General features: G+C 73.8%; 20 protein-coding genes, 1 pseudogene and 1 riboswitch. Of the genes and pseudogenes, 7 read left to right on the forward strand and 14 right to left on the reverse strand.

Features of this window, described 5'->3' with window-relative positions:
* Positions 1 to 22: 22 nt before the first annotated feature.
* Positions 23 to 1024 carry a cytochrome d ubiquinol oxidase subunit II gene (gene cydB, locus EV284_RS04880; protein WP_130330545.1) on the reverse strand — a complete coding sequence of 334 codons (1002 nt, stop codon included), beginning with the start codon at positions 1022 to 1024 and terminating at the stop codon, positions 23 to 25.
* 12 nt (positions 1025 to 1036) lie between these two features.
* Positions 1037 to 2572: a cytochrome ubiquinol oxidase subunit I gene (locus EV284_RS04885; RefSeq protein ID WP_130330547.1), complete on the reverse strand. Its 1536-nt coding sequence runs from the start codon at positions 2570 to 2572 to the stop codon at positions 1037 to 1039.
* A gap of 188 nt (positions 2573 to 2760) precedes the next feature.
* Between EV284_RS04885 and EV284_RS04890 the strand changes: the two genes are divergently transcribed.
* Positions 2761 to 4215 (forward strand): NAD(P)/FAD-dependent oxidoreductase, encoded by a 1455-nt coding sequence (locus tag EV284_RS04890; protein ID WP_130330549.1) that lies wholly within the window; start codon positions 2761 to 2763, stop codon positions 4213 to 4215.
* On the opposite strand, the gene EV284_RS04895 is transcribed toward EV284_RS04890, so the two are convergent.
* The 3 genes from EV284_RS04895 to EV284_RS04905 form a co-directional block, all read right to left on the reverse strand.
* Positions 4200 to 4784, reverse strand: coding sequence for a hypothetical protein (locus EV284_RS04895; protein ID WP_130330551.1), 585 nt, complete (start codon positions 4782 to 4784; stop codon positions 4200 to 4202). The genes EV284_RS04890 and EV284_RS04895 overlap by 16 nt on opposite strands.
* 53 nt (positions 4785 to 4837) lie before the next feature.
* A complete protein-coding gene (gap, locus tag EV284_RS04900) occupies positions 4838 to 5833 on the reverse strand; it encodes a type I glyceraldehyde-3-phosphate dehydrogenase (RefSeq protein ID WP_130330553.1) in 996 nt (331 codons plus the stop codon).
* 94 nt (positions 5834 to 5927) lie between these two features.
* The gene (locus EV284_RS04905; protein WP_130330555.1) at positions 5928 to 6884 is read right to left on the reverse strand and encodes a helix-turn-helix domain-containing protein; all 957 of its coding nucleotides are present in this window, start codon (positions 6882 to 6884) and stop codon (positions 5928 to 5930) included.
* Between the two features lie 108 nt (positions 6885 to 6992).
* Here EV284_RS04905 and EV284_RS04910 point away from each other — a divergent pair, with 108 nt between their 5' ends.
* From EV284_RS04910 to EV284_RS04930, 5 genes are all read left to right on the forward strand, one after another.
* On the forward strand, positions 6993 to 9755 hold the full coding sequence (locus EV284_RS04910) for a BTAD domain-containing putative transcriptional regulator (RefSeq protein ID WP_130330557.1): 2763 nt from the start codon (positions 6993 to 6995) through the stop codon (positions 9753 to 9755).
* Positions 9756 to 9780: 25 nt separating this feature from the next.
* Positions 9781 to 10167, forward strand: coding sequence for a hypothetical protein (locus EV284_RS04915; RefSeq protein WP_130330559.1), 387 nt, complete (start codon positions 9781 to 9783; stop codon positions 10165 to 10167).
* A gap of 118 nt (positions 10168 to 10285) precedes the next feature.
* A complete protein-coding gene (locus tag EV284_RS04920; protein WP_130330561.1) occupies positions 10286 to 10978 on the forward strand; it encodes a DUF4232 domain-containing protein in 693 nt (230 codons plus the stop codon).
* Between the two features lie 76 nt (positions 10979 to 11054).
* Positions 11055 to 11187: riboswitch (cobalamin riboswitch) on the forward strand.
* Between the two features lie 38 nt (positions 11188 to 11225).
* Positions 11226 to 11447: a CbtB-domain containing protein gene (locus tag EV284_RS04925; protein ID WP_130330563.1), complete on the forward strand. Its 222-nt coding sequence runs from the start codon at positions 11226 to 11228 to the stop codon at positions 11445 to 11447.
* 21 nt (positions 11448 to 11468) lie between these two features.
* Positions 11469 to 12224 (forward strand): CbtA family protein, encoded by a 756-nt coding sequence (locus EV284_RS04930; RefSeq protein WP_130330565.1) that lies wholly within the window; start codon positions 11469 to 11471, stop codon positions 12222 to 12224.
* A gap of 49 nt (positions 12225 to 12273) precedes the next feature.
* Here the strand turns inward: EV284_RS04930 and EV284_RS04935 are convergent, their stop codons facing one another.
* From EV284_RS04935 to EV284_RS04945, 3 genes and pseudogenes are all read right to left on the reverse strand, one after another.
* On the reverse strand, positions 12274 to 12843 hold the full coding sequence (locus tag EV284_RS04935; protein WP_130330567.1) for a histidine phosphatase family protein: 570 nt from the start codon (positions 12841 to 12843) through the stop codon (positions 12274 to 12276).
* Between the two features lie 76 nt (positions 12844 to 12919).
* Positions 12920 to 13198 (reverse strand): annotated as a pseudogene (locus EV284_RS04940) (5-methyltetrahydropteroyltriglutamate--homocysteine S-methyltransferase); the annotation flags it as partial.
* A gap of 114 nt (positions 13199 to 13312) precedes the next feature.
* Complete coding sequence (locus tag EV284_RS04945) at positions 13313 to 14641, reverse strand: amidohydrolase (protein WP_242625567.1); 1329 nt, start codon at positions 14639 to 14641, stop codon at positions 13313 to 13315.
* A gap of 185 nt (positions 14642 to 14826) precedes the next feature.
* On the opposite strand from EV284_RS04945, the gene EV284_RS04950 reads away from it, so the two are divergent.
* On the forward strand, positions 14827 to 15000 hold the full coding sequence (locus EV284_RS04950) for a thiazolylpeptide-type bacteriocin (protein WP_031179489.1): 174 nt from the start codon (positions 14827 to 14829) through the stop codon (positions 14998 to 15000).
* Between the two features lie 110 nt (positions 15001 to 15110).
* Here the strand turns inward: EV284_RS04950 and EV284_RS04955 are convergent, their stop codons facing one another.
* The 6 genes from EV284_RS04955 to EV284_RS04980 form a co-directional block, all read right to left on the reverse strand.
* On the reverse strand, positions 15111 to 17048 hold the full coding sequence (locus tag EV284_RS04955; RefSeq protein ID WP_207228910.1) for a TOMM precursor leader peptide-binding protein: 1938 nt from the start codon (positions 17046 to 17048) through the stop codon (positions 15111 to 15113).
* Entirely contained in the window at positions 17045 to 17797 is a 753-nt protein-coding gene (locus EV284_RS04960; protein ID WP_130330569.1) for an ABC transporter permease, read from the reverse strand. The genes EV284_RS04955 and EV284_RS04960 overlap by 4 nt, the downstream gene beginning before the upstream one ends.
* Positions 17794 to 18750 (reverse strand): ABC transporter ATP-binding protein, encoded by a 957-nt coding sequence (locus EV284_RS04965; protein ID WP_130331120.1) that lies wholly within the window; start codon positions 18748 to 18750, stop codon positions 17794 to 17796. Before EV284_RS04965 ends, EV284_RS04960 begins: the two co-directional genes overlap by 4 nt.
* A gap of 1301 nt (positions 18751 to 20051) precedes the next feature.
* Positions 20052 to 21170, reverse strand: coding sequence for a lantibiotic dehydratase C-terminal domain-containing protein (locus tag EV284_RS04970; protein ID WP_130330571.1), 1119 nt, complete (start codon positions 21168 to 21170; stop codon positions 20052 to 20054).
* A complete protein-coding gene (locus tag EV284_RS04975; RefSeq protein WP_130330573.1) occupies positions 21167 to 23899 on the reverse strand; it encodes a lantibiotic dehydratase in 2733 nt (910 codons plus the stop codon). Before EV284_RS04975 ends, EV284_RS04970 begins: the two co-directional genes overlap by 4 nt.
* A 64-nt stretch (positions 23900 to 23963) precedes the next feature.
* Positions 23964 to 25550 (reverse strand): nitroreductase family protein, encoded by a 1587-nt coding sequence (locus EV284_RS04980; protein ID WP_130330575.1) that lies wholly within the window; start codon positions 25548 to 25550, stop codon positions 23964 to 23966.
* Positions 25551 to 25568: the final 18 nt, after the last annotated feature.

A 25568-nucleotide genomic window follows, 5' to 3' on the forward strand; every position in this document is an offset into this window, starting at 1 on the left:
CCACCCGTGTGCCGCTTACGGCTCAGTGGCCGGCCGGGATGTGGTGCACCGCGATGCGCTTGCTGAACACCCAGTACGTCCAGCTCTGGTAGATGATGATCAGCGGCGCGAAGATCGCCGCGACGATCGTCATCACCGTCAGGGTGTACGACGCGGACGAGGAGTTGGAGACCGTCAGCGACCAGGCCGGGTTCAGCGTCGAGGGCATCACGTCCGGGAACAACGTCAGGAACAGCATGGCGAAGGACGCGACCACGGTGAGCGCGGAGAAGACGAACGCCCAGCCCTCGCGGCCCAGTTGGTTGAAGAACAGGGCGACGGGCAGCGCCACGAAGGCCACGATCATCACCCCGAGGCTCTGGCCGTTGCCCGAGTTCGCCTGTGTCCACAGCAGGAACGCCAGGAGCAGCAGGAGGGAGGCGAGGCCCAGCACGGGCACCAGCCTGCGGGCCCGCCGGCGGATCTCGCCCTCCGTCTTCAGCGCCGCGAAGATCGCTCCGTGGCAGGTGAACAGCACCAGCGTGGTGATGCCGCCGAGCACGGCGTACCCGTTGAACAGGTCACCGGGGGAGCCCACATAGGACTTCTGGCGGTCGATGGCGATGCCGCGGACCATGTTGGCGAAGATGACGCCCCACAGGAACGGGATGATCACCGAGGTCCAGAACGTGACCTGCTCCCAGCTCAGCTGCCAGCGCATGCTGTCGCGCTTGGCCCGGTACTCGAAGGAGACTCCGCGTCCGATCAGGCAGAGCACGATGATCAGCAGCGGGATGTAGAAGCCGCTGAACAGGGTGGCGTACCAGTCGGGGAAGGCCGCGAAGGTGGCGCCGGCGGCGGCGATCACCCAGACCTCGTTGCCGTCCCAGACCGGGGCGATGGTGTTGATGAGGACGCGCCGCTCGGTGCTGTCGCGGGCCATCGTCTGGGTGAGGACGCCCACCCCGAAGTCGAACCCCTCCAGGAAGAAGTAGCCGACCCACAGGAGGGCGATCAGGATGAACCAGAGATCGTGGAGATGCATGGCGATCCGTCCTCAGTAGGCGATGGAGAGCGGCTTGTCCTGGTCGTCGGGGGAGATGCGCAGGGTCGGGTCCTTGGTGGGGGGCCGCTCGTCGACATCGGGCCCCGGTCTGGAGTACTTGACCATGAGACCGCCCTCGACCACCGCGAGGATCGCGTAGACCACGGAAAGCGCGACCAGCGAGCCGACCTGGGTGCCCACGCTGACATTGGGCGAGACGGCGTCCGCGGTCTTCTTCAGGTGGAACACCACCCACGGCTGACGGCCCATCTCGGTGAAGATCCAGCCGAAGCTGTTGGCGAGCAGCGGGAAACCGAGGGTCAGCACGACGATCCGCCAGCTCCACCTGGTGAAGAAGTCGTTCATCCGGATCCTGTCGGTGATCATCAGGTTCGGCGGCTCGTCCTCGCCCGTGCGGAACCTGGGTCTGACCCAGAGCTTCCTGCGGGTGAGGTACAGGCCGAGCAGGCCGATGGTGAAGCTGGTCATGCCGAAGAAGATCATCAGCCGGAATCCCCAGTACGTCATGAAGATGTTGGGGATGTAGTCGGCGCGGGTGCCGCCGAAGAGCCGTACCTGCTCGTCGGCCCGGTCGTTGATGCCGGGGACGGGGGAGTGGAAGTTGCTCTTGGCCAGGAAGGAGAGCGCGCCGGGGACCTCCAGCGCGACGTCGTTGCGCCCCTTGCCGACGTTGCCCACCGAGAAGATCGAGAAGGGTGCCGGCCCTTGGGTGTCCCACAGGGCCTCGGCCGCCGCCATCTTCATGGGCTGCTGCTGGAACATGACCTTGGCCAGGCGGTCGCCGCTGAGCGCGGTGAGGAGGCCGGCGATCGTGCAGACGACCAGGGCCAGCTTGAGCGAGCTGCGCATGGCCGCGATCCGCTTGCGGTTGGTGTCCTTGCCGCGCTTGGCCCGCCACAGGTGGTAGGCGGAGATGCCCATGACGAAGGCGGCGCCCGTGATGAACGCCGCCGTCAGGGTGTGGAAGACCTGCACCAGGGTGGTGTCCTGGAACAGGACCCGCCAGATGTTGGTGAGCCGGGCCTTGCCGTTCGCCGGGTCGATCCGGTAGCCGACCGGGTGCTGCATGAAGGAGTTCGCGGCCAGGATGAAGTACGCGGAGAGAAGGCTGCCGATGGTCACGACCCAGATCGTCGCCAGGTGGACCTTCTTCGGGAGCCGGTTCCAGCCGAAGATCCAGAGCCCGATGAACACGGACTCGAAGAAGAAGGCGATCAGCGCTTCCATCGCCAGCGGGGCGCCGAAGACGTCACCGACGAAGCGGGAGTAGCTCGACCAGTTCATGCCGAACTGGAACTCCTGGAAGATGCCCGTGACCACGCCCAGCGCGAGGTTGATCAGCAGGAGCTTTCCCCAGAACTTGGTGGCGTGGAAGTACTTCTCCTTCCCTGTCCGCACCCAGGCCGTCTCCAGACCGGCGACGATGCCTCCCAGGCCGATGCTGAGCGGGACGAAGAGGAAGTGGTAGACGGTCGTGACACCGAACTGCCACCGGGCGATGGTCTCCTGAGCGATTGCTAGTTCCACTACGTCCTTCTCCCGCTCGATCCGGCCGCAATCTGGATAAAAGGTATCTCCGGTGCATAGTCGCGTCGACTTGGGGAAAGGCGCCCGGCCCAACCTAACGAGCCTGAACAGATGCGTGTTTCCTGATTGCCCCGGGCGCCGATCCGGAGGGAAGCCGGGGCACGCGCCGGTAGGGCAGACTCGGCACCATGACATCCACGACGCGGCCGCGGGCCACGGCCGTAGTCGTCGGCGGCGGGCCCAACGGGCTGGCCGGCGCCGCGCTGCTCGCCAAGGCGGGGCTCGACGTCACGCTGCTGGAGGCCGCCGACGAGGTCGGGGGCGGCACCCGCAGCTACGAGGGCCTGCTGCCCGGCCTGCTGCACGACCACTGCTCCGCCATCCACCCCATGGCCGTCGGCTCACCGGCCCTGCGCGAACTGGAGCTGGAGCGGCACGGACTGCGCTGGCTCCTGCCCGAGGTCGACTGCGTCCATCCCCTCGACGACGGCACGGGGGGCGTACTGATGCGCTCCGTCGCGGAGACCGCCCGCCTGCTCGGCCCCGACGGGGACCGCTACCGGGCGCTGGTCGAGCCCTCGGTACGGCACTGGGGCACGCTCGCCGGCGAGGTGATGGGCCCCTTGCTGCGCGTTCCCTCCCACCCGCTGCTGCTCGCCCGCTTCGGCCTGCCGACCACCCTGCCCGCCGCCGCTCTCGCCCGCCTCTTCCGTACCCCGCGGGCCCGCGCGCTCTGGGCCGGGATCGCCGCCCACGCCTACCGCCCGCTGGGCCGCCCGCTCACCTCGGCCATCGGCCTCGGCATCCTGGTCTCCGGGCACGCGGCCGGCTGGGCCGTGGCCGAGGGGGGCTCGCAGTCCATCGCCCGCGCGCTGGAGAAGGCGCTGCGCGAGTACGGCGGGCGCGTCGAGACGAACGTGCGGATCACCGACCACCGCCAGATCCCGGCCGCCGACGTGACACTGCTCGACCTCGACCCCGGCCAGGCCGCGGCCGTCTACGGCGACCGGCTGCCCGCGCGGACCCGGTCCGCCTACCGGCGGTTCCGCCGGGGTCCCGGCGCCTTCAAGATCGACCTGGCGGTGGAGGGCGGATTGCCGTGGACCCATGAGAAGGCGCGGCGCGCCGGGACCGTCCACCTGGGCGGCACGTTCGACGAGATCGCGCGGGCCGAGCGGGACGTGGCGGCCGGACGCATGCCCGAGCGGCCGTTCGTCCTGGTCGGCCAGCAGTACCTCGCCGACCCCGGGCGCTCGGTCGGCGACGTGCACCCGGTCTGGGCCTATGCGCACGTCCCGTACGGCTACACCGGGGACGCCACGGAGGCGATCCTGCGGCAGCTCGAACGGTTCGCCCCCGGCGCCCGCGACCGGATCGTGGGCCTGAGCGCCACCACCCCGGCCGGCTTCGCCGCCGCCAACGCCAACTTCGCGGGCGGCGACATCCTCACCGGCGCGAAGACGGTCCCGCAGCTGATCCTGGGCCCCCGCCCCACCCTCGACCCCTACTCGACCGGCCTGCCCGGCGTCTACCTCTGCTCGGCGTCCACCCCACCGGGGCCGGGCGCCCACGGGATGTGCGGAGCGGGCGCGGCGGCCTCGGCGCTGCGGTACCTGGGCGCCGCCGCTCACCAGCCGAGCTGAGCCTCGCCCAGGACCTCGCCGCCTGTGTGGGCGGCGAGCTTTCGTGCTCTGGGCAGGTCGCCCCGGTTGCTGACGTGGACGAAGACCGTGTGGTGCTCGGTCCAGCGGTCCGCCTGCGCCTGGTCGCCGTGGAACACGACCTGGACGCCGTCGTACTTCGCCGAGCCGTGCTGGTCCGCGTCCGGGTCCTCCGGCCACGAGCCCGACCACTGGACGGAGGCGGTGCCCTCACCCAGAGCCGTCAGGAAGCGCTGGTCCGCGCTCCTGGCAGGGTAGAACTCCCCGATGTGCAGCGGCAGACGCGGCTGGAGTTCGGAGTCGGCCGCCGTCGTGAGATCGAGGTCGGCCCAGACGGACCCACCCGAGGGGTCCGTCCGCACCTTCACGCAGACCTTCGTGCCGGGCAGGGCGGCGGCCATCTGCCGGACGTCCGCGACCGTCAGCAGATCGGCGGTGAGGTAGACCTCGTCGTCCCGCCTCGCCAGCAGCGCGCACAGGCGCACGGCCTGTGCGAACGCCGCCGGCTTGTCGGTGGTCCGGAACACGGGGTACGCCCTGGAGTTGCCCATGCGCCGAACCATCACACGTACCCGTCGGCCCAGGCGAGGAAGTTTCCCCGGGGTCAGCGCGCGAGCAGCTCCAGCGTGTCGATGACGCGGTGGGAGAAGCCCCACTCGTTGTCGTACCAGGCGACCACCTTGACGTGGCGGCCGTCGACACGGGTGAGGGCGGAGTCGAAGACGGAGGAGGCCGGGTTGCCGACGATGTCGGAGGAGACGAGCGGGTCCTCGGAGTACTCCAGGACACCGGCGAGCGGGCCCTCGGCGGCCGTGCGGTAGGCGGCGAGCACCTCCTCCCGGGTGACGTCGCGGGCGACCGTGGTGTTCAGCTCGACGATCGAGCCGACCGGCACCGGGACCCGGATCGAGTCGCCCGACAGCTTGCCGTCGAGGTTCGGCAGCACCAGGCCGATCGCCTTGGCCGCGCCCGTGGTCGTCGGCACGATGTTCACCCCGGCCGCGCGCGCCCGGCGGGGATCGCGGTGCGGGCCGTCCTGGAGGTTCTGCTCCTGGGTGTAGGCGTGCACGGTCGTCATGAACCCGTGCTCGATGCCCGCCAGCTCGTCCAGCACGGCGGCCAGTGGGGCCAGCGCGTTGGTCGTGCAGGAGGCGTTAGACACGATGGTGTGCAGCGCCGGGTCGTAGGTGTCGCTGTTCACCCCGTACGCCAGCGTCACGTCGGCGCCGTCCGAGGGGGCGCTCACCAGCACCCGCCCCGCGCCCGCGTCGAGGTGGGCGCGGGCTGCCTTCGCCGAGGTGAAGCGGCCGGTCGCCTCCAGCACGATGTCGACGTCCAGCTCGCCCCAGGGGAGCTGGGCCGGCTCCCGCTCGGCGAGGACCTTGATACGGCGGCCGTCGACCACGAGGGTGTCGCCGTCCACCTCCACCGGACGGCCGAGCCGCCCGGCCGTCGAGTCGAAGGCCAGCAGCCGGGCCAGCCCCGCGGGTTCGGTGAGGTCGTTCACCGCGACGACCTCGAGGTCACTGTCGCGTTCGAGCAGAGCCCGCAGCACGTTGCGTCCGATGCGGCCGAATCCGTTGATGGCGATGCGCGTCATGAATGGTGTCCCTTCCGTCCGCCCCCAGGTTCGCGGACGGGGGCCGGGCGCGGCAGTGGCAGGAGCGCCATGGTGCGCAAGGATCACGCCAGGGTCACTCGCCCCGCGCGAACGTCTGCCGGTACTCGCTCGGCGTGGTCCCGAGCACGCGCTGGAAGTGCAGCCGGAGGTTGGTGCCGGTGCCGAGCCCGACCTCGTGGGCGATTCTCTGCACGCTGTGCTCCGACCGTTCCAGCAGCTCGCGCGCCAGGTCGACCCGCGCCCGGGTCACCCACTGCATCGGCGTGTACCCGGTGTCCTCCGCGAACCGCCGGGAGAAGGTACGCGGCGACACCGCGGCGTGCCGGGCCAGCGCCTCGAGGCTCAGCGGCTCACCGAGCCGGTGCAGCGCCCACTCCCGGGTCGCGGCGAACCGCTCGCCCAGCGGCTCCGGCACACTGCGCGGCACGTACTGCGCCTGACCTCCACTGCGGTAGGGGGCCGCGACCAGCCGCCGGGCCGCGTGGTTGGAGGCGGCCACTCCCAGCTCGCCGCGCAGCATGTGCAGACACAGGTCGATGCCGGAGGCCGCCCCGGCCGACGTGAGCACGCTGCCCTCGTCCACGAACAGCACGTTCTCGTCCACCCGGATCAGGGGATGCCTGGCCGCCAGGGCGCGCGCGTAGTGCCAGTGCGTGGTGGCCCGTCTGCCGTCCAGCAGACCGGTGGCCGCCAGCGCGAACGCCCCCGTCGAGATCGCCGCCAGCCGAGCACCCCGTCCGTGCGCCGCGACCAGCGCCGCCACCACCGGCTCCGGCGGCTCCTCCCGGTCCGGGAACCGGTAGCCCGGCACGAACACCACGTCCGCCCACTCCAGCGCCTCCAGGCCGTGCGCCACGTGGTACGACAGGCCGTCGCCGCCCGTCACCAGACCCGGCGCGGCCCCGCACACCCGCACCTCGTAGGGCATGCTCGCGCGGGTCGTGAACACCTGCGCCGGGATACCCACGTCGAGCGGCTTGGCGCCCTCCAGGACGAGGACGGCGACACGGCGGAAACGGGAGGACGGCACGGGCAGCAGGGTACGCACAGGTCGGCGTGAATCCCCCGCAGGGCACCGGGCAACCCCCCGATATGCTGCTGTTTTCTCCAGTACCGGCCGCCTCGGAAGGAATGCCCCGTGGAGTTCCGGCTGCTCGGCACCGTCTCCGTCGACACCCGCCGGGGACCGCTGCCGCTCGGCCCCGCCAAGCGCCGCAGCCTGCTCGCGGCGCTGCTGCTGTCGGCCAACACCCCGGTGCCGATGGGCCGGCTGACGGCGTGCCTGTGGGACGACGAGCCGCCGAGCCAGGCGCGCGGAGTCATCCAGGGCCATGTGTCCCGGCTGCGCGCCCTGCTCACCGAGGGCGACGCGGAGGCGTACGGCGTCGAACTCCTCACCGCCGGGGACGCGTACGCGCTGCGGCTGCCGGAAACCCTGCTCGACGCCCAGCGGTTCGAGGAGCTGCTCACCCTCGCCCGCGAACAGCGCGACCCCGCCGACGCGGTGCTCATGCTCGGCGACGCCCTCGCGCTGTGGCGCGGACCCGCGCTCGGCGGCGCCTTCGCCGGACCGCCGCTCCAGGCCGCCGCGCACTCGCTGGAGGAGTCCCGGCTCTCCGCCGTGGAACAACTGGCGCTCGCCTACGGCAGGCTGGGCGAGCATCACCGGGCCGCCGCCGTCCTGCGCACCGAGGCCGTCGCGCATCCGCTGCGCGAATCGCTGTCCGCCGCGCTGATGACCGCCCTGTACCAGGCGGGTCGGCAGTCGGAGGCGCTCGACTGGTTCCACCGCACCCGCAGGCTTCTCGCGGACGAACTCGGCATCGACCCCGGCCGCGAACTCGCCGACGCCTACGGGCTGATCCTGCGCGGCGACCCCGTACCCGAGCTGCTGGCCGCGCGTCCCAAGCCCACGCCCAAGCCCGAGGCCGACCCCGTCCGGCCGCCCGTACCGCCCCGCCCCGCTCTCGTGCCCGCCGAGGCGCACGCCGACCTGCTGCCCCGCGCGCCCCGCGGCTTCCACGGCCGGGGCGCGGAACTCGCCGCGCTCGGCCGGGCCGCCGCCGGGGAGGCGCCGGTGTGCCTGGTGACCGGGCCCGCCGGCGTCGGCAAGACCGCCCTCGCGCTGTGGTGGGCGCACCGCAACGCCGACGCCTTCCCCGACGGGCGGCTCTTCGCCGACCTGCACGGCTTCAGCGACACCGGCGAGCCCTCGGTGACCGAGGTGCTGCGCGAGTTCCTGCTCGCCCTCGGGGTGCCGCCGCGCCGGATACCGGAATCGGCCCCGGCCGCCGCCGCGCTGTTCCGCACCCTCACCGACCGGCTGCGGCTGCTGGTCGTCCTCGACAACGCGCGTGACTCCGCCACCGTCCGCACCCTGCTGCCCGGCGGCGCCGACTGCGTCACCGTCGTCACCAGCCGCCACCGCCTGGAGGGGCTCATCGCCTCCGACGCGGCCCGGCCCGTCCCCGTCGGCACGCTGGACGCGCAGGACGGTACGGCACTGCTCGCGGGCGTCCTCGGGGAGGAACGGGTGCTCGGGGAGCCGGTGGCCGCGCGCAGACTCGCCGAACTCTGCGGAGGGCTCCCGCTGGCCCTCAGGGTCACGGCGGCCCGGCTCGCGGGCCGCCCGCAGTGGAGCCTCGCCCACCTCGCGGACGAACTGGCGGACGAGCGCGGCCGGCTGGCCCACCTCGCCGTGGACGACACCGGGGTCCCGGCCGCCCTCCGCCTGACCGTGCAGCACCTTCCCGGCGAGGCCGCGCACCACTTCGGCCGGCTCGGCCACCACCCCGGTACCCACTTCGACCCCTACACCGCGGCCGCCCTCGCCGGCACCGACCCGCCGGCCGCCGCCCGCGCCCTCGAACGCCTGGGCGCCGCCCACCTCGTCACCGAGACCGCGCCGGGCCGCTGGGAGCTGCACGACCTCGTACGTCTCTACGCCCGCGACCTCGACCCCGCGACCGGGCCCACGGCGCTCACGGGCGCCCTGGACCACTACATCGCCACCGCCCTCGCCGCCGCGGAGACGGCCCAGCCGGGCGGCGAGCCCTGTTTCGCACTGCCCGAGGACTTCCGGCGCCCCTCTGCCGTACGGGACTTCGCCGATCGCGCGGAGGCCATGGACTGGCTGGCCGCCGAGCGGGAGGACCTGGCACGGGCGGTGACCGCCGCGCGGGCCGCCGGGCTGGACGACCGTGCCTGGCGGATCATCCTCCTGCAGTGGCCCCAGGTGGTCTGGCGCTCGCGGGACAACTGGGTGCCGCTGCTGTACACGGCCCTGGAGTGCGCCCAGGCCGTGGACGACCCGTACGCCGAGTCCCGGGTCCGCACCCTGCTCGGCTGGGTCCTGAGCGAGGAGGGCCGCCTCGTGGACGCCCTCACCCTCCTCGAACCCTCACCCGCCCTGGCCCGTCGGACCGCCGACCGCCTGGGCGAGGCCACCGCCCTCGTCAACCTGGCCGTGGTCCAGTCCGCCCAGGGCGACCTCAACGCGGCCCTGGCCAACTGCGCCCGAGCCGCCACCCTGGCCCGCGAGGAGGGCAACCCCCACACGGAGATGCTCGCCCTGCTCCACCTCTCCCGCACCCACCTCTCCTCGGGCGACCCGGACCGCGCCCTCCACGTCGCCCGAACGGCCCTGGACCTCGGCCCCGAACACGAGGAAGCCGCCCGCACCTCCCTCCTCCACACCGTCTCCGGCGAGGCGCATCTGGCCCTCGGCAACAAGACCGAGGCCCTCCACCTCCTGGAACGCGCCGCCGACGAGGCGGAGTCCACGGGCTACGACGAAGGCGCGGTACGCGCCCTGGAGGCCCTGCTCCGGGTGAGCGGCCGCGCGGACCACCGCAAGCGCCACGAGGAGGCGGTACGGAGGCTGGCGGGGGAGGACCGGTAGGACTGGCTGTCGCTACGGTGGCCCCATGTGCCGCTACGCCGTGACCCCCTACAAGCTCCACTACGCGTGCCTCCCGTGCCGGGTCAGCTTCAAGCGGCACGCGGATCGGGAGCACGCGTGCCCGAACTGCGCCCGGCCGCTCGTGTGTGCCGGGCGGGACTTCGCTCCGCCGCGTCGGCGGGATGTCGCGGGGTGGTCGGTGGTCGCCGCGGTGCTGGGGGAGGGGCTGCGCTTCGACGGGCGGTCGGGGTGTGGGTGCGCGAAGGAGCCGAAGTACCGGCCCCGGACGCGGGCGGAGCTGCGGGTGCGGCGGATCGTCGCCCTGCGGGAGGGGGTGCCGCCGGCCGAGGTGCTGGGGCGGGTCGATCCGCTGGACGGCGGCGGCCCCGGCCCGGCGTCAGAAGGACGTTAGCCGGACGTCAGCGGGACGGCAGCGGGGGCGGTGAGAGTAGGGGTGTCAGCAGGTCAGTGGCTGGCCGGCGGTTCGGAAGGGCCGTCGTCGACGTTTCACCTCTCGGGGGAAAATCATCATGAACGCCTCGCGCCGTACGGCACTCTTCTCCGTCGCCGCTTCCGCCGCGCTCGCCCTGTCCCTGACCGCCTGCCAGAGCGGCGAGGGGACCAAGGCCGAGGGAGCGGCGCCGGTCGCCGGGGACACGGTCTCCGCCTCCGCCTCCGCCGCTGCCTCCGCGCCCGCCGCCGGTGCGGGCACCGGCGGCGACACCGGCTCGGGCACCGGCACCGCCGTGGGGACCGCGCACAAGTCCGGCGCCACGTCCTCCGGGGCCAAGAAGGGCACCGCCACCCCCCTCTGCCGGGCCCAGGACGTCAAGGTCAGCTCCGAGCGTCAGGACGGGCCGCCCTACACCCACATCATCCTGACCGCGCGGAACACCTCGGGCCACCGTTGCGAGATGGCCGGGTTCCCGCACATCCAGTTCCTGGAGAGCCACAAGCAGGACGTGCCGTCCGTGGCGAAGAGCAAGCCGGCCGTCCCGACCGTGCTGAACCCCGGTGACCCGGCGTTCGTCCTGGTCAAGCTGTCCGACGGCGGGGTGGACGAGGACAACGAGGTGGTGAACGCGTTCCAGTTGGTGCTTGAGGGCGACTCCGCCGTCATCGCGGTGGACTCCTCGGCCGGCGGCGGCCTCGCCGTCGACCCCGCGAAGACGCTCACCGGGTACTGGACGACCGAACTGCGCAACGGGGCCGACGACTTCTGACCCGTACCGCCGTGAGACCGCCCCCTCGGGAGAGGAAGATCACCCGTGGGGGCGCGGTCTTGGCCAGGCAGGGCGCACGCGGTACCGTCGGGGCGATATCGACGACGGCGAAACGGAAGCCGGTGAGAAACCGGCACGGTCGCGCCACTGTGTGCGTGGTCCCGCGAGGGGCCGCGCGAGTCAGACCCGTGGCCGTCGTCCTGTGCACCACCGAGATGGGACGCGAACTCCCAGAGGAGGTACTGCCATGGCGCAGACCGTCGCTCAGCCGACCGCCGGAAACCCCGCCGCTCCCGCCACCCTGCCGCTGAAGGAGATAGCGCCCTGGGCGGTCTTCTTCGGCGTCCTCATGCTGGTCCTGCTGTACTTCGTCGGCGCCGAGCAGGGCGCCACCTCCGTGTTCAACGGCACGGACGTCCACGAGTGGGTGCACGACGCCCGTCACCTGCTCGGCTTCCCCTGCCACTGACGCGAGGGACGCCGCACACCCATGAACTCCGCAACCGTGAGAAACCTCCTCGTGCGGGGCATGCTCGCCGGCCTCGGCGCCGGAGTGCTCGCCCTCGTCGCCGCGTACTTCCTCGGCGAGCCCAACGTGGACAGCGCCATCAGCTTCGAGGGCCACCACGCCCACGAGCACGAGGTCGAAGTCGTCTCCCGCTCGCTCCAGTCCACCGCCGGACTGGCCACCGGCGTCCTCGTCTACGGGGTCGCCTTCGGCGGCATCGCCGCGCTCGCCTACTGCTTCGCGCTCGGCCGCGTCGGCCGCTTCGGCCCCCGCGCGAGCGCCCTGCTGCTCTCCGGCACCGCGCTGCTCGCCGTGTACGTCGTGCCGTTCCTGAAGTACCCGGCCAACCCGCCCTCGGTCGGCGACCCGGACACCATCGGCAAGCGGACCACGCTGTACTTCCTGATGATGCTGCTCAGCGTGCTCCTGGCGATCGGCGCCACCCTGCTCGGCAAACGCCTCGCCCCCCGCCTGGGCAACTGGTACGCGACCCTGGTCGCGGTGGCCGCCTTCGCCCTGCTGACCGGTCTGGCGTACGCCTTCCTGCCCGTCGTCAACGAGGTGCCGGAACACTTCCCGGCCACCCTGCTGTGGCGGTTCCGTCTCTCCGCGCTGGCCATCCAGACGGTGCTCTGGGCCGGATTCGGTCTGCTCTTCGGCGAGTTGGCCGAGCGGCTGCTGAATCCGCGCCCCGCGGCGGCACGCGGCACGGGCCAGGCGGTCGCCGCCTCCCACTGAGCCGGTGACCTGACGCCGAAAGGGGCCCCGGAGATCTCCGGGGCCCCTCTCACCCACCCCCGACCGCGTGCCCCAGCCGCAGGTTCCAGCGTCCGGCCCGCCCGGACAGTTCCGTCGCGGTGAGCGGTGCCACGTCCAGCCGCCAGAAGGCTCCGGTGGGCAGCCCCAGCGCGTGGACCACGGCCGCGCGCACCACCTCGGGTTCCACGACGGCGACCGTGCGGCCCTCGGGCACCGACTCCAGCCAGCGCCCCACCCGTGCGCACACCTGGCGCACCGACTCGCCGCCCGGTGCCGGATACTCCGGGTCTCTCAGCCACCGGGCCAGCGCCTCCCCCTCCGCCGCGCCGACCTCGGCCAGCGCGCGCCCGCGCCACCGCCCGGCGTCCAGCGGCGCGAGCTCCGCCGCCACCGCGCCCCGCAGCCCCAGCGCCTCGGCCGTGTCCCGGCACCGCGCACCGGGCGACACCATCACCCGCGCCGCCTCCGGCAACGCCTTGGCCGCCGCCCGCGCCCGAGCGGCTCCCCCCTGGTCGACGGACGAGGAACCGTCGTAGAACCGGGCCTCACGCAGCGCGGGCCCGATGGCGGGCGACACGAGCACCAGCCGACTGCTCACCCGGGAAACCTCCTGATCACAAGGGTCCGTCCCGTCTCGCGGCCGGGCCGGAGGGTGGGACGAACGGTCGCTCGAACTAACGCAGTTCACCCCGCACGGTACGGGCCGCCGCCACCAGGTTCCCCAGCGACGCCCGCGTCTCCGGCCAGGCGCGGGTCTTCAGGCCACAGTCCGGGTTCACCCACAGTCGCTCGGCCGGGATCGCCTTCAGCCCCGTCCGCAGCAGCTCGGCCGCCTCCTCCGCGCTCGGCACGCCCGGGGAGTGGATGTCGTACACGCCCGGACCCCCCTCGCGGGGGTAGCCGTGCACGGCCAGTTCGCGGGCCACCCGCATGTGGGAGCGGGCGGCCTCCAGGCCGACACCCCGCCTGGCGGACGGGGCGAACCAGCTGCGGGGCTCAGCCTACGGGCCGTGACCGCGCGCCGCCGGTGCCGTCCGGCATCCGGAGGGTGATCCGGGCCACGCCCGTCACGCGGCCGCCGGGTCCAGCTGGGCCAGCGCGGCCGTGACCAGGGCCGCCGTGCCGGTGCCCAGGGTGAGGCGGACGCTGGGGAGGTAGCGGGGGGAGTGGTTGTGGGGGAGGCCGCGGAACTTCTCGGCGGGCCCGTCGCCGGGAGCGGCCGCCCACTGGGTGGGGCCGACCGAGCCGAGCATCCAGTAGGCGCCCCGGATGCCGGGGCGCCCGTGCAGATGGCCGCCCGCGCCGGTGAGCAGCGGGAAGTCCTCCGTCGCCGACGACGCGGGCCAGCCGGTGACGCGGGCGGCGCCGAAGGCCGCCTGGTGGGCGGCGCGTACGGCCGCGGTGACACCGGGGTCGGGCCGGGTGACCCCGGAGCGGGCCAGCTCGCGCACGGTGACCCGCGGCGCCGTCGCGGCCGAGGCCGCCTCCGCGCGCACCACCCGCTCCACCGCCGCCGCGCCCCGCACCAGCGCCGCCTCCGACAGGGCGCGGACGGTGACCCGCAGCTCGGCGCGGGTGGCTATGACGTTCCCGGTGCGCCCGGTGTCCCCGGCGCGCAGCGAGGACGCGGTGACCAGCAGCCGTTCGGCCGGGTCCGTCTCGCGGGCGGCGACGGCCGGGAACCGGGTCACCGCCCCGGCCGCCGCCAGCAGCGGATCGGCCGTCAGATGCGGGGTGGCCGCGTGCCCTCCGTCGCCCTCGAAGACCACCTCCAGCGTCACGCTGCCCGCCATCAGCGGCCCGTCGGCGTGCGCCACCATCCCGGCCGGGAACGCTGCGGTGTGCTGGGCGAGGACCACGTCCGGCGCGGTGATCCGGTCGTACAGACCGTCCTCCAGCATGGCGCGGGCACCGCTCAGCGTCTCCTCGGCGGGCTGCCCGACGACCAGCAGGGTGCCACGCCAGCGGTCCCGGTGCTCCGCGAGCCAGCGGGCCGCGGCCGCCGCGCACGCCAGGTGGGCGTCGTGCCCGCAGGCGTGCATCACCGGCACCGGCCGCCCGTCCGGGCCCGGTGCGGTCGCGGTGCTGGCGTACGGCACGCCGGTCTCCTCGGCCACCGGCAGCGCGTCCAGCTCGGCACGCAGCAGCACGGCCGGGCCGTCGCCGTTGGGCAGTTCGGCGGCGACCCCGTGGCCGCCGACCCCGCGCAGCACGCGGAAGCCGTCGGTCGTGAGCCGGTCCGCGAACCGGGCGGCGGTGCGCTCCTCGGCGCCGGACAGCTCGGGGTGCCGGTGCAGGTCGAGATACAGCTCGGCGGTGGACGGCAGCAGGGCGTCCAGACCGGGCGGCGCACCACCGGCCGCGGTCACGGACGGACGGGACTGGTCGCTGCTCACAGCGGGGGCTCCAAGGGTTCGGCGTACGGGGGTGTCAGCGAAGTGACAGCCATCGGTCAGGGAGTTGGTGCCGGACGCGCGTAGAAAGGAGATGTCGGGGGGCGCGCTCCTCCGGCTGGTTCAGCGCACCACCGGACGGGGCGGTCCCGGCCGGCCGCAGCTCACCTGACCCGGAAGGAGCCACCATGGCTGACAACACCCTCGCCTCCCTCGCCCAGGAGATCCTGGACCTGGAGTCGGAGACCTTCGAGATCACCGACTACTCGGACGCCAGCGAGGTCATGCTCGGTTCGTCCACGAGCTGTTCCTCCACCAGCACCTGCTCCAGCACCACCAGCACCACCTCCTGCACCGCCTGACGCAGGCGTTCGCACCCACGGTCCCCGGTCCGCCTCGGCGCGCCGGGGACCGCCGGTGTGCGCGGGCCCCTTCACGGCCCGCGCGCCGACGAGCGGAACGCCTGCCCCGCTCACGGGAACGGATGCGGCACCCGCCGCAACTCCTCCTCCCCGAGCGGCGCCGGGACCATGCCCGCCCGGTACGGCGCGGTACGCAGCCTCGGCAGGGTCAGGGCCCGCTGCCGCAGCCACCCGAAGTCGATCGGCAGCAGCCCCGGAGCCAGCGTGGCCACCGTGCGCAGCCCCATCCGGCGCTGCTCGGGCGTGGTCTGGTCGACGGCGATCACCTCGCAGCCCGCCTCGCCCAACAGGTCCCGCACCAGCAGCAGATCGTCGCGGAGGTCCCCGGTGCGCGGCCGCCGCTCCTCCCACCCGGCGAACAGCTCGTCCAGCGGAGCCGTGCGGGGCGGCTTCAGATAGCCGGTGGCGTGGACGCGCATCGCGGGCAGTCCGAACAGCGCCGCGTGGTCCGGAAGACGCTTCACCAGGTCGAAGTCCTCCGCCATGGCGGCGAGTTCGGTGGGCCGCTCGGCCACCTGGCCGGGCAGGTGCGGGATGTAGGTGAGGATCTCGGAGACCGCGGACTCCACCGCCGTCTCCGGGTCGAAGGAGGCGCCCGCCGCGAAGGCCAGGGAACCCGGCGCGTCGTCGCGGCGGACCGCGAGCCCCGTGACGACGGGCACCGGGAGGTCCACCCGGTTGTCGAAGACGTGCACGTCGTAGCCCTGGAGCGCGGCCCGTGCCACCATCGCCCGCACGCCCGGCGAGCGCACCGAGTCCAGGTCGATCTCGGGGAGCGGGAGATCGCCGTACCAGCCGAGCAGGAAGGCGTCCCGCTCGATCAGTTCGAGCAGGCCGAAGAAGACCGCTTCCTCCCAACTGCTGCCGGTGGCGCAGCCGTTGGAGCACTCGAAGACGAAGTTGTCGGCGGCCGTGCCCGCGCTGTAGTAGACGAGGCGGGCCGGGACCAGCACCGGGCGGCCGTCCCGCAGCGACCAGCCGGTGACCCACGGGATCGGCCGGGCCGGGTCGAAGGGCTCGACCATGGGGTCCTCGGCGTAGGTGCGCGGCCCGTACAGCCCGCAGGCGCGCGGATCGAGGGCGCGGTCGCCCAGTTCCTCCAGCGACGCCGTCACCACCGGCGCGCGGTGCCGGCGGTGGGTGCCCGCGTACCGCTCCAGGCCCTCCAGGAAGGCCAGGTCGCGGCTGTCCGCGAAGGAGTTGGCCTGGCCGCTCCAGGTGACGTCGGTGAGACCGGCGTACCCCCGCATGAAGACGCTGCCCGCGACCGGCGCGGTGGTGGGGGAGGTGACGTCGATCCAGGTGCCGCCGCCGAGCACCCCGCACACCGGGTTGGCCAGCGCCTTCACCGGCAGCGGGTGGTCCGACGCCCGGCGCAGCCGGTACGAGTCCGGGCGCGGCTTGGGCAGCGGGGCCGGGGCGGGCAGGGTGGCCTCCGCGGCCGCGCGCGAGGCCGCCTCCTCGGTGAAGGGACGGCAGCGCGGGCACGTCGGCTCCGGCAGCAGCGGGAACGTCCGTACCCGGAGCGTCTCCAGGTCCACCTCCGTGACCCGGGGCAGCTCGGCGTCCGGGCCCTCGGCGGTGTGCCGGGCGGCGCCGGAGGCGATCAGCCGGTGCAGCGACCACACCGCGTCCACCGTGTGGTCCGGCAGTACCGGCCAGGCCCCGGCCGCCGTCGTCCCCGTACCGGTCTCCAGCGCCTCCCGCTCGGTGCGGGTGCGCAGCCGCTGGCGGCGCATCGCCAGACAGGTCCCGCAGGCCGGGCCGGCCGCCGGGGTGCCGCCCCAGGGGCCGAGCAGCACGGCCTGCGCGGTCAGGTGCACGGTGGCCGGTTCGGCGGGGAGCCCGCTCCCGCCCTCGCCGAGCACGTTGGTGTCGCCGATCCGGGAGACGGCGGGCGTGTGCAGCCCGGCGGCGGTGGCACGCGCCGCCAGCCGGGAGTGGAGGTCGGCCCGCGCGGCCTCCAGTGGCGTCGTCGTGGTCGTCATGTCCGGTTGCTCCAGCGGAAGATCCGGGTGGCGACGACCCCGAAGACCAGGGCGAACACGGCGAGGCCCGCGCAGTCCAGCGCGATGTCCCCCAGGTCGCCCCGGCCGCCCATCGCGTCGGTGAGACCGTCGTTGAGATAGTGCAGCGGCAGTACCTTGGCGGCGGTGCGCAGCCAGCTCGGCATCAGGTCGTCCGGGAAGAACGAGCCGGACAGGAACGCCATCGGCACCATCACCAGGTTGGCGATGGCCGCGACCGCCTCCGGGGTGTCCGCCAGGCTGCCGACCACCAGCCCCATGGCGAGGAACGCGGTCACCCCCAGCACCAGCAGCGGCAGCGCCGCCCACCAGGGGCCCATCAGCCTCAGCCCGAAGAACGGCAGCAGCGCGACGGCGGTGAAGAGCACGGTCTGCGTCAGCGCCACGCCCATCGCCACCGTCCAGCGCGAGGCCAGCAGGGTGCGCAGCGGGGTCGGGGTGCGCCAGATCAGCCGGAGCAGGTCGTCCCGGCGCCACTGCATCAGCGCGAACCCCACCGAGAACACGGCCGCGTTGCCCACGCCCCAGGACAGCACGCCCGGCGCGATGTAGTTGATGGAGGCCAGTCCGCCGTCGACCTTGTCGCCCTGGAAGATCAGGCCGAACAGCACCAGGAAGGCGAGCGGGAAGGCGAAGGTGAAGAAGAGGGTGGTCTTGTCGCGCACGCTCGCGACATAGGTGGCCCTGGTCAGTGCGGCGTAGGCGCTCAACGGTGGTGCTCCGATCCGGTGCCGGTCAGTGAGAGGTAGGCGTCTTCGAGGGTGGGGGTGCGCACCGACACCGCGTCGATGTCCACCAGGTCGCCGAGTGCGGGGAGCACCCGGTTGGGTACCGCCGTCTCGATGACCAGGTCGGCGCCCCGCACGGTGGCCCGGTCCACGCCCGCCAGTGCGAGCGCCGCCTTGGGGGACACCTTGTCGGCGGGCACCAGCAGGCGGGTCGGCGCGGCCAGGGCGCGGATCAGGCTGCGGGGCGAGTCCAGCGCGACGACCCGGCCTCCGGCGATGATCGCCACCCGGTCGCACAGCGCCTCGGCCTCGTCCAGGTAGTGGGTGGTGCAGATGATCGTCCGCCCCTCCGAGCGCAACGACCGCAGCAGCTCCCACAGTTCGCGGCGAGCCTCGGGGTCGAGGGCGGCCGTCGGCTCGTCCAGGAAGATCAGCTCCGGCTCGTTGAGCAGCGCGGTGGCCACCGCGAGCCGCTGCCGCTGGCCGCCGGAGAGATGGTCGATCCGGGCGTCCGCCTTCTCGGTCAGGCCGACCCGCTCCAGCGCGGTCCTCGCGGCCTCCGGCGCCATGCCGTACAGCGCGGCCACCGTGCGCAGGTGCTCGGCGGCCGTCAGCCGGGCGAAGAACGCAGACGCCTGGGTCTGCACGCCGATCCGGGCCAGCAGCGCGATGTCGCGCGGCCAGGGACTCTGCCCGAAGACGGTGACGGTGCCGGAGTCGGCCTCCCGCATGCCCTCCACGATCTCCACCAGGGTGGTCTTCCCCGCGCCGTTCGGCCCGAGGATGCCGAAGAACTCACCGTGGCGCACCTCCAGGGAGACGCCGTCCAGCGCCGTCACCTCCCCGTAGCGCTTGCTGACGCCGTCCAGGGCGACGACGGTCTCGGTGGTGGTGCCGCGCGGGGCGGCCTCCGTCCTGCTCTCGGGTGCGCTCATCTCGCCTTTCCTCAACTGTGCTACCGCGGAGGCGACGTGCCGCCCCGGTTCGGACGTGGGGGAGGCGGCCGGGACCGCCCCGGTGGTACGACGGTCCCGCAGGCGCCGGCCGAGGCCGCCCAGCACCCACAGCAGCAGGACGGCGGCGAGCAGCGCGGGCGGCAGCGACCAGGCGAGCACCGCCGCGCCGTCGGGCAGCATCGCTCGCAGCGCCGCCCCGCACAGCACCAGCAGCGCCGCGCTCTGCACCGCCGTCAGCAGCGCGAACCCGCCGTACAGCAGCCGCAGGCGCGCCGGGTACGCGGCGAGGCCGGGACCGCGCCGGAACAGCGCCCGCACCGCGAGGCCGGTGAAGGTACGGGCGCCCTCGGACAGGCCGGTGACGCCGAGCGCGTGGCCGAGCGCCTTGTAGCCGTCCAGCGGAGGCAGCGGGAGGAGGTTGGCCACGCCGAGGACGGTGCCGAGCAGCAGCAGCGCGCCCAACGCGGGCCGGGCCTCGGCGCCGGCCGGGAGCAGCGCCCACACCGCGTAGAACGGCACCAGGAACAGGAGGTTGGCGAAGACGCCCGCGCACGCCGTGGCCACCTTCCGGCGCCGGCCGCCGAGGAACTGGACGTCCTCCACCTCGCAGTACAGATAGCTGGCGAAGCAGATCCAGCGCAGCCCGATCTCCGTGACCCGCCCGCCCCAGGCCCGCGCGAACAGCCCGTGCGCCAGTTCGTGCAGGGCCAGTCCGCACCAGAGCACACAGCCGATCGCGAACAGCAGCACCGGCTGGCGCGCCGTCTCCTCCGTCTGCCGCCACAGCGTCCCGGCCCGCACCACGACGGCGACGAGCACACCGGTCGCCAGTGCCGTCAGCACCGCGAGGACGGCCGGCCGGCGCGCCGGCGCGGTGAGCCGGTGCAGCCGGTCCATCAGCGCGGGCGCGTCGGCCACCATCCGGGTCCGCCCGGCCAGAATGCCGTTCGGCGGCCGCTCGGGCCCGGCCGGCGGTGCCGCGGCCGGGGCGGGGGAGCCCTCCAGCAGGCCCCGGCCGTGCAGCAGCCGGAGCAACTGCCCCCACTGCGCCTCCCCGAGCCGGGCACCGAACGCGCCCGCGTACTCCCCGCCGATCTCCTCCAGGGTGCGGGAGCCGTCCAGCCGGGTGATCAGGAAGTGCTCCTTCGGCCCCAGCTCCAGCCGCCGCCCCGTACGCGGGTCCTTCAGCAGATGGATGCGGGCCGTCCCGCGCACCAGCCGGGGCCCCTCGACCAGGTCGGGGCGCATCCGGGGGCGACTGGCGAGGAACGTCCCGGTGGTCACCCCTCACCCCCGGGGCGCCAGCCCGCGAGCGAGTCACCCGCGCCGGCCCCGGCGCCCCGCGCGCCGCCGTCCCTGAGGGCGCGGGCGAGCACGTACGACAGGAACGCCTCGTCGCGCACGGTCGTGCTGAGCCGGTTGTTGGTCATGTGCAGGTACGGCGAGAGCAGCATCGGCAGCGACTGGGCCGGGTCGGTGGGGCGCAGGTCGCGGGTGCCGTCCCAGGAGCGGAAGACCAGCTCGCCGTCCCGGGTCAGCGCGGTCGCCCGGTCGCGCAGCTCGGCGCAGTGCCCGGCCCAGCCGCGCAGGAACGCCGGGAGCCGCCCGGTCCCGCCCGCCGCGACCGCCGCCCGGATGTCCCGGAACCGGCCCGGCAGGCTCGTGCCCATGGCGGAGTAGGCGCGGTCGTAGCCGTCGTCGGCGGTGTAGTTGGTGGTGGAGAACGCCCGGTTCCAGAAGGTGTGGTAGCGGTCCAGGAAGGACAGCAGGGCCTCGTCGTCCCGCAGGAAGGTGCCGGCCATCACCGTCATCAACTGGGCCGACAGCCCGAGCAGTACGGTGCGCAGGTGGAGGTTCATCGAGCGGGCGGCCTCGATGACCAGGTCGCTGGAGTGCTGGAAGTGCCACTCCGCCAGCTCGGTCCCGGCCGGACCGCCGTACTTGCCGTACTCCGGCTCGTACGGGCGGTCCTCGAAGGAGTTGTTGGGGCGCAGCACCATCCGGCCGTCCGGGCCCAGGTACCCGGCGCGCTCCTCCTCGCCGAACTCCAGGGCGAACAGGGTCTCGTAGAGGTCGGCGAAGAAGCCGTCCTTCACCTCGTACAGCGCGGGCCGCTCGCGCAGGAACGTCTCCAGCGCGGCGTGCGCCCGCTCCCGGACCACGGGGGCGTCGGCGGCGCGGACCGGTTTCAGGCGCAGGCGCAGGTGCGGGCCCTCCAGCCAGTAGTTGATGAAGAAGTACCCGGCGAGCAGGCCCTCCTCGGTGAGGGCGTCGACCAGCGGGCGGACGCACTGGACGAGCAGCGGGCGGGGGCTGGCCGCGTAGAAGACGTGCACGGCCAGCCACTCGCCGGGCGCCCGGCCGGGCAGTGCCGAGGCTTCGGTGGGAGCGGTCGTCATCGGGTGGCGTCCTCTTCGGTCCGGGCGGCCGCTACGGGCAGCAGTTCGACGGCGAGTTCGGCCACGTGCCGTCCGCGCGGTGAGGTGACGTGCAGCTCGTCCTCGGCGGGGAGCATCTCCTCGAAGACGGTCCGGGCCTGTTTCCCGGCGAGGAGTCCTTCCAGGGCGGTGAGCGAGAGCGGGCTCTCGAAGTCGACGTACTGAGGCTTGGACCCGCCGGACCAGGCCGCGCCCCGGTCGCCCCCCGTCTCCTCGTGGACGGTGGCGAAGACACGGGCGGGCAGGCCGTGCCGGACCCGCCAGCGGTGCCAGGCGAGATACCAGTCGGCGTCCGTGGTGCCGGGCGCCCGCAGCGGGAGGTGGCCGTCGGCGACGGTCCAGGAGCGGCGCTGGAGCACCAGCGCGTGGTGGCGGACACGGGGGCGCCGGGTGACGCCGTCCGTCGCCTCGCCGGCCGGCACCCCGCGCCACACGTCCGGCACCGAGCGGGAGGTGGGCGAGAACAGCAGCAGGGTGCGCGGGATCTCGGGCAGCACCATCGGCACCAGATAGCCGAGGTACACCGGGACGACCTCGCGGTCCAGGCGCCGGGAACGCAGCAGCAGCCGGTCCTCGGTCTCGTCGTGCACGGCGTACAGGTCGTCCAGATGGAGGCGGGCCTGTCCGGGGGCGGTGCTGTTCTCGCCCGGGCAGACGATCTCGTAGTCGGTCAGCCGGCCGTGCAGGTTGAGGTTGGTGGTCGCGGCACCGGCCGTCACCTCCGCGAGGACCGCACCGGGCGGCAGCACCGAACGCAGGCCGTCGCGCAGCGTGTCGGTGAGCCCAGGTCCCCCCGCGCCGTCGAAGCAGTGCGTGAAGCGGGTGAAGGGGAAGCAGAGGCCGCCGTAGGAGTTGTTCAGCACGGCCAGCGGGCCGTCCGCGCGACGGGCGAGCTGGACGAAGTGGCTCTGCGGGCGGAACGCGGGCGCGGCCGTGCCGAGCGCCTCGGCCATCTCGTCCACGGTCGCGTCGTCGAGCACGAACTCCACCGCATCCGGCGGTAGTTCGGCCCAGCGCTTGCGCATCCGGGCCGTCAGCGTGGCGCGGGCACGGTCGATGGAGGTGATCTCCGGGACGCCGAGCCAGTTCTCCTCCGGGGCGTGGCTGCCGTCCGGGAGGTGGCCGTCCTTGGCCGCGGTGAACTGGAGGTACTGGCGGAAGATGTCCTCGTGGAAGTCGTGCACCAGCCGCAGCAGGTCCTCGCAGCGGCCGCCGCGCCCGTACCGGGCGACGAAGAAGCCCTTGAGGGTGAGCCGCTGGGGCAGCGCCACGTCGAAGGCGGGCAGCACCCGGCCGATCGACCGCAGCGGCGCGGCGACCGGCTCGGCCCACTCGGCGAGCGGCGCGCCGGTGGTGCCGGCCGACACGTCCTCGTAGAGCAAGGTCCGCGGCAGGACGGCTCGTTCGGCACCCAGCTCGGCCTGGAGAGCGGTGAGGTCGGTACGGAGTCCGGCCAGCAGGGCGCGCCGGGTGGGCACATCGGCGTCCCCGTACCGCGCGACCGCCTCGGCCGGGCCGTCCAGCCGGGCGGCGACGGTGTCCGCCCACTCCACTCCCAGGCTCCGCAAGGCCCGCTGGAAGGCGCGCAGCGGGTCGGGGCTGTGCACGCCGGTGTCGAGCAACGGAAGCTGGAGCATGCCCAGTTCACGCAGCGCCGTCAGATAGTGCCCTGCCTCCTCCTCGCCGGCACCCGTGGTGGCGCCCAGCCAGCGGGCCAGGTCGCCGTGGGTCAGGGTGCCGCCGGTGTCGCGCAGCAGCGTCAGCATCCCGTCGAGGGCGCCCTGCCGGCGCAGGAAGAACAGCCGGTCCTGGGCGGCGTCGAAACTGACCGGCGCGCTGTCGTCCCCGGCCGTCACCGCCCGCCGGACAAAGCGCACCCGGTCGTCGTCCCGCGTCCAGCCCGAGGCCGGTGCCACCGGCAGGTCGGCCCGGCGGGCCGGGTCGGCCACGATCAGCTCGGCGAGCCGGGTGAGGACGACCACGTTGAGCCGGGGGTGGCTCGTCCAGCCGTCACCCACCTCCGTCAGGTCGCCGCCCTCCCCGAAACCGCCCAGCGCCACCCCGGTCAGCGTGCTGAAGGGGCTGGTCTTGCAGGCGGTCCGGTACAGGTACGACAGCAGCGAGCGCTCCATCTTCCGGGCCCGCTTGCCCGGCGCCGGGGACCGGTCGGCGGCGAACGCGTCGAGCCGCTCCTCCAGCGTGGGCGAGGCCAGCAGCAGACCCCGGCGCAGCCGGTCGTCCAGCGCCAGCCCGCGCAGCGCGGCACGGGTGCGGGCGAGCGCGCCACCGAGCACGGTCTCGCCCTCGGCGCGCAGTTCCTCCCAGCGCCGGCGTGCGTTAAGCCAGGCGGTGAGGTCCGCGCCGGTGCCACCGCCCAGCCCCGAGGCCAGGGCGCGGGCGGCGGGGAGGTCGGCGGGGAGGCGGTTGTTGAAGACCTGGCGGCGCAGCGCGAGCAGGCGGCGGCGCAGGGCCGCGTCCTCGGTGGCGCCGACGGCGGCGGAGAGCGGGTCGCTCAGCCGGGCCCCCAGCGCGCGCAGCCTGTCCTCCTCGGCGGCCGCGCGGGCGGCCCAGTCGGCGGTCTCGGGGGCGCGCAGCGCCGAGACGGTCTCGGCCGGGAGGCCGGCCACGCGCAGCATGAAACGGCGGTGCAGGGTCACAGTGGTGTCGGCGGCTGTGGTGGCCGGGCTCATACCGTGCTGCCCCTCTCGTGTCGGGACTCCCGCGGACCGGGCAGGAGGCGGTCGGTCGGGCGGGTCATGGGGCGACGATGTCGTAGCGGTAATCGGCGGGCCGGGGCCGTTCCTCGCCGATCATCATGATCAGCAGCGGCACCTCTCCCCGGCCGGCCACCCCGAACTCCTCCGCGTACGACACGCAGTCGAAGCCGAGCGCCACCCCGCAGCCGGTCCCGGCGGCGGAGGCGGCGGTGTAGACGGCCTGGGCGATGGCGCCCACGGCGGCGTTGACCAGCCGCAGCCCCCGGTCGCCCACGGCGTCCAGCACCGCGTACGTCCGGGCCACCGGTACCAGCACGGCGGCCGCCTGCTCCAGGTTGTAGTTGGCGAGGAAGTAGTTCTCCTGGAGGAACGCCCCGAACCCGCCCGGCTTCAGCAGCACCAGGCCGCCGGTGTCCCGGTCGTACTCGTACAGCCCCGGCGGTACGTCACGTACGTGGTTGACGAAGACGTGGAACCGGGTCAGCGGCGGGGCGCCCGGGGTCTCCACGTCGCTGTCCAGGGTGGCGGCCGTGACGGCGGCGGCCAGTGTCACCGACAGCTTCGCCGGGTCCAGCGGCTCCCCCGCGCTGAACCGGCCGAAGCTGCTGCGCCGCTCCCGCAGCGCCCGTCGCACGGTGGTGTCCAGCGGCGCCGGGTCCGGCAGCGGCACCCGCTCGCCGTCCCCCGCCGCAGCCGCGAGCGCCGGGTCCAGCCGGCCGGGGGCGGGCCGGTCGGCGGCACCCTCCAGCGTGGCCTCGTGCACCCGGGCCAGCGTGGGGAAGGCCAGCGTCCGGCGCGAACGCTCGTCCGGCACCCGCCGCACCGCCGCTCCCGGCGTCTCGGGGGCGGCCGCTTCCGGCGCGGGCGCGTCCCAGCGCAGCGGCACCACGGCGAACACCCCGTCCTCGGCGGGGTCCAGCCCCAGCAGGCGCCCGACGCGCGGTTCGTCGAACCACAGGGCGGTGTCCAGCCGCAGCCCGTGCGCCCGCGCCCACATCCGCCAGGTCTCCAGCAGGGCGCCGATGTCCATCGTCACGGCGTGGTAGGAGAAGCTGTTGTACTTGAAGGCGTTCTGCCAGAAGGTCACGCCCAGCACCAGGAACTGGTCGGTGTCGGCCTCCGCCAAGTCGCCCAGCGCTGACCGGACTTCACCGGTCACGTCACCGGACAGCAGCCGGTTCAGCCGGTGGTGCGGGGTGTCGTAGTAGTAGACGCCCGGTGTGAGCGGGCCGCTCGCGCCGCTCACCCAGTGCACGCCGATCGGGTACAGGCCGCCGCCCGAGGCGGTGCCGCGCGACCAGTTGGCGTGGGTGTGGAACGGCAGCGAACCCAGGTCCGTGTTGGCCTGCACGGCCAGCCGGCGTCCGGTCAACCCGTAGGAGTCCCGGAGCATCGCACCCAGCAGGGGCAGCGTGAACGCGCCGGTGCCCGGCTCGCCGAACAGGCCCCGGCCCAGCGTGGCGTCGTCCGCGCAGCCGCCGTCGGGCAGCGGGAAGGAGGGCACGCCGGGGAAGTACTTGCCCTTGCGGGGCCGGTCGGCCCAGTCCGGCACGAAGTCGGCCGGCTCCATGGGGGTCCTGCCCCGCCGCATCACCGCGGTCGCGTACTCATGGGCGTATCCCATGGTCACTCCCTAGTCAGC

Source organism: Streptomyces sp. BK022 (assembly GCF_004217355.1).
GTDB classification, from domain to species: domain Bacteria; phylum Actinomycetota; class Actinomycetes; order Streptomycetales; family Streptomycetaceae; genus Streptomyces; species Streptomyces griseoluteus.

Bases quoted from the DNA above. Each gene is read 5' to 3' on its own strand.
- cydB (WP_130330545.1), bottom strand. From the start codon at position 1,024: ATGCATCTCCACGATCTCTGGTTCATCCTGATCGCCCTCCTGTGGGTC.
- EV284_RS04890 (WP_130330549.1), top strand. From the start codon at position 2,761: ATGACATCCACGACGCGGCCGCGGGCCACGGCCGTAGTCGTCGGCGGC.
- EV284_RS04895 (WP_130330551.1), bottom strand. From the start codon at position 4,784: ATGGGCAACTCCAGGGCGTACCCCGTGTTCCGGACCACCGACAAGCCG.
- gap (WP_130330553.1), bottom strand. From the start codon at position 5,833: ATGACGCGCATCGCCATCAACGGATTCGGCCGCATCGGACGCAACGTG.
- EV284_RS04915 (WP_130330559.1), top strand. From the start codon at position 9,781: ATGTGCCGCTACGCCGTGACCCCCTACAAGCTCCACTACGCGTGCCTC.
- EV284_RS04920 (WP_130330561.1), top strand. From the start codon at position 10,286: ATGAACGCCTCGCGCCGTACGGCACTCTTCTCCGTCGCCGCTTCCGCC.
- EV284_RS04925 (WP_130330563.1), top strand. From the start codon at position 11,226: ATGGCGCAGACCGTCGCTCAGCCGACCGCCGGAAACCCCGCCGCTCCC.
- EV284_RS04930 (WP_130330565.1), top strand. From the start codon at position 11,469: ATGAACTCCGCAACCGTGAGAAACCTCCTCGTGCGGGGCATGCTCGCC.
- EV284_RS04950 (WP_031179489.1), top strand. From the start codon at position 14,827: ATGGCTGACAACACCCTCGCCTCCCTCGCCCAGGAGATCCTGGACCTG.
- EV284_RS04955 (WP_207228910.1), bottom strand. From the start codon at position 17,048: ATGACGACCACGACGACGCCACTGGAGGCCGCGCGGGCCGACCTCCAC.
- EV284_RS04965 (WP_130331120.1), bottom strand. From the start codon at position 18,750: ATGAGCGCACCCGAGAGCAGGACGGAGGCCGCCCCGCGCGGCACCACC.
- EV284_RS04970 (WP_130330571.1), bottom strand. From the start codon at position 21,170: ATGACGACCGCTCCCACCGAAGCCTCGGCACTGCCCGGCCGGGCGCCC.
- EV284_RS04975 (WP_130330573.1), bottom strand. From the start codon at position 23,899: ATGAGCCCGGCCACCACAGCCGCCGACACCACTGTGACCCTGCACCGC.
- EV284_RS04980 (WP_130330575.1), bottom strand. From the start codon at position 25,550: ATGGGATACGCCCATGAGTACGCGACCGCGGTGATGCGGCGGGGCAGG.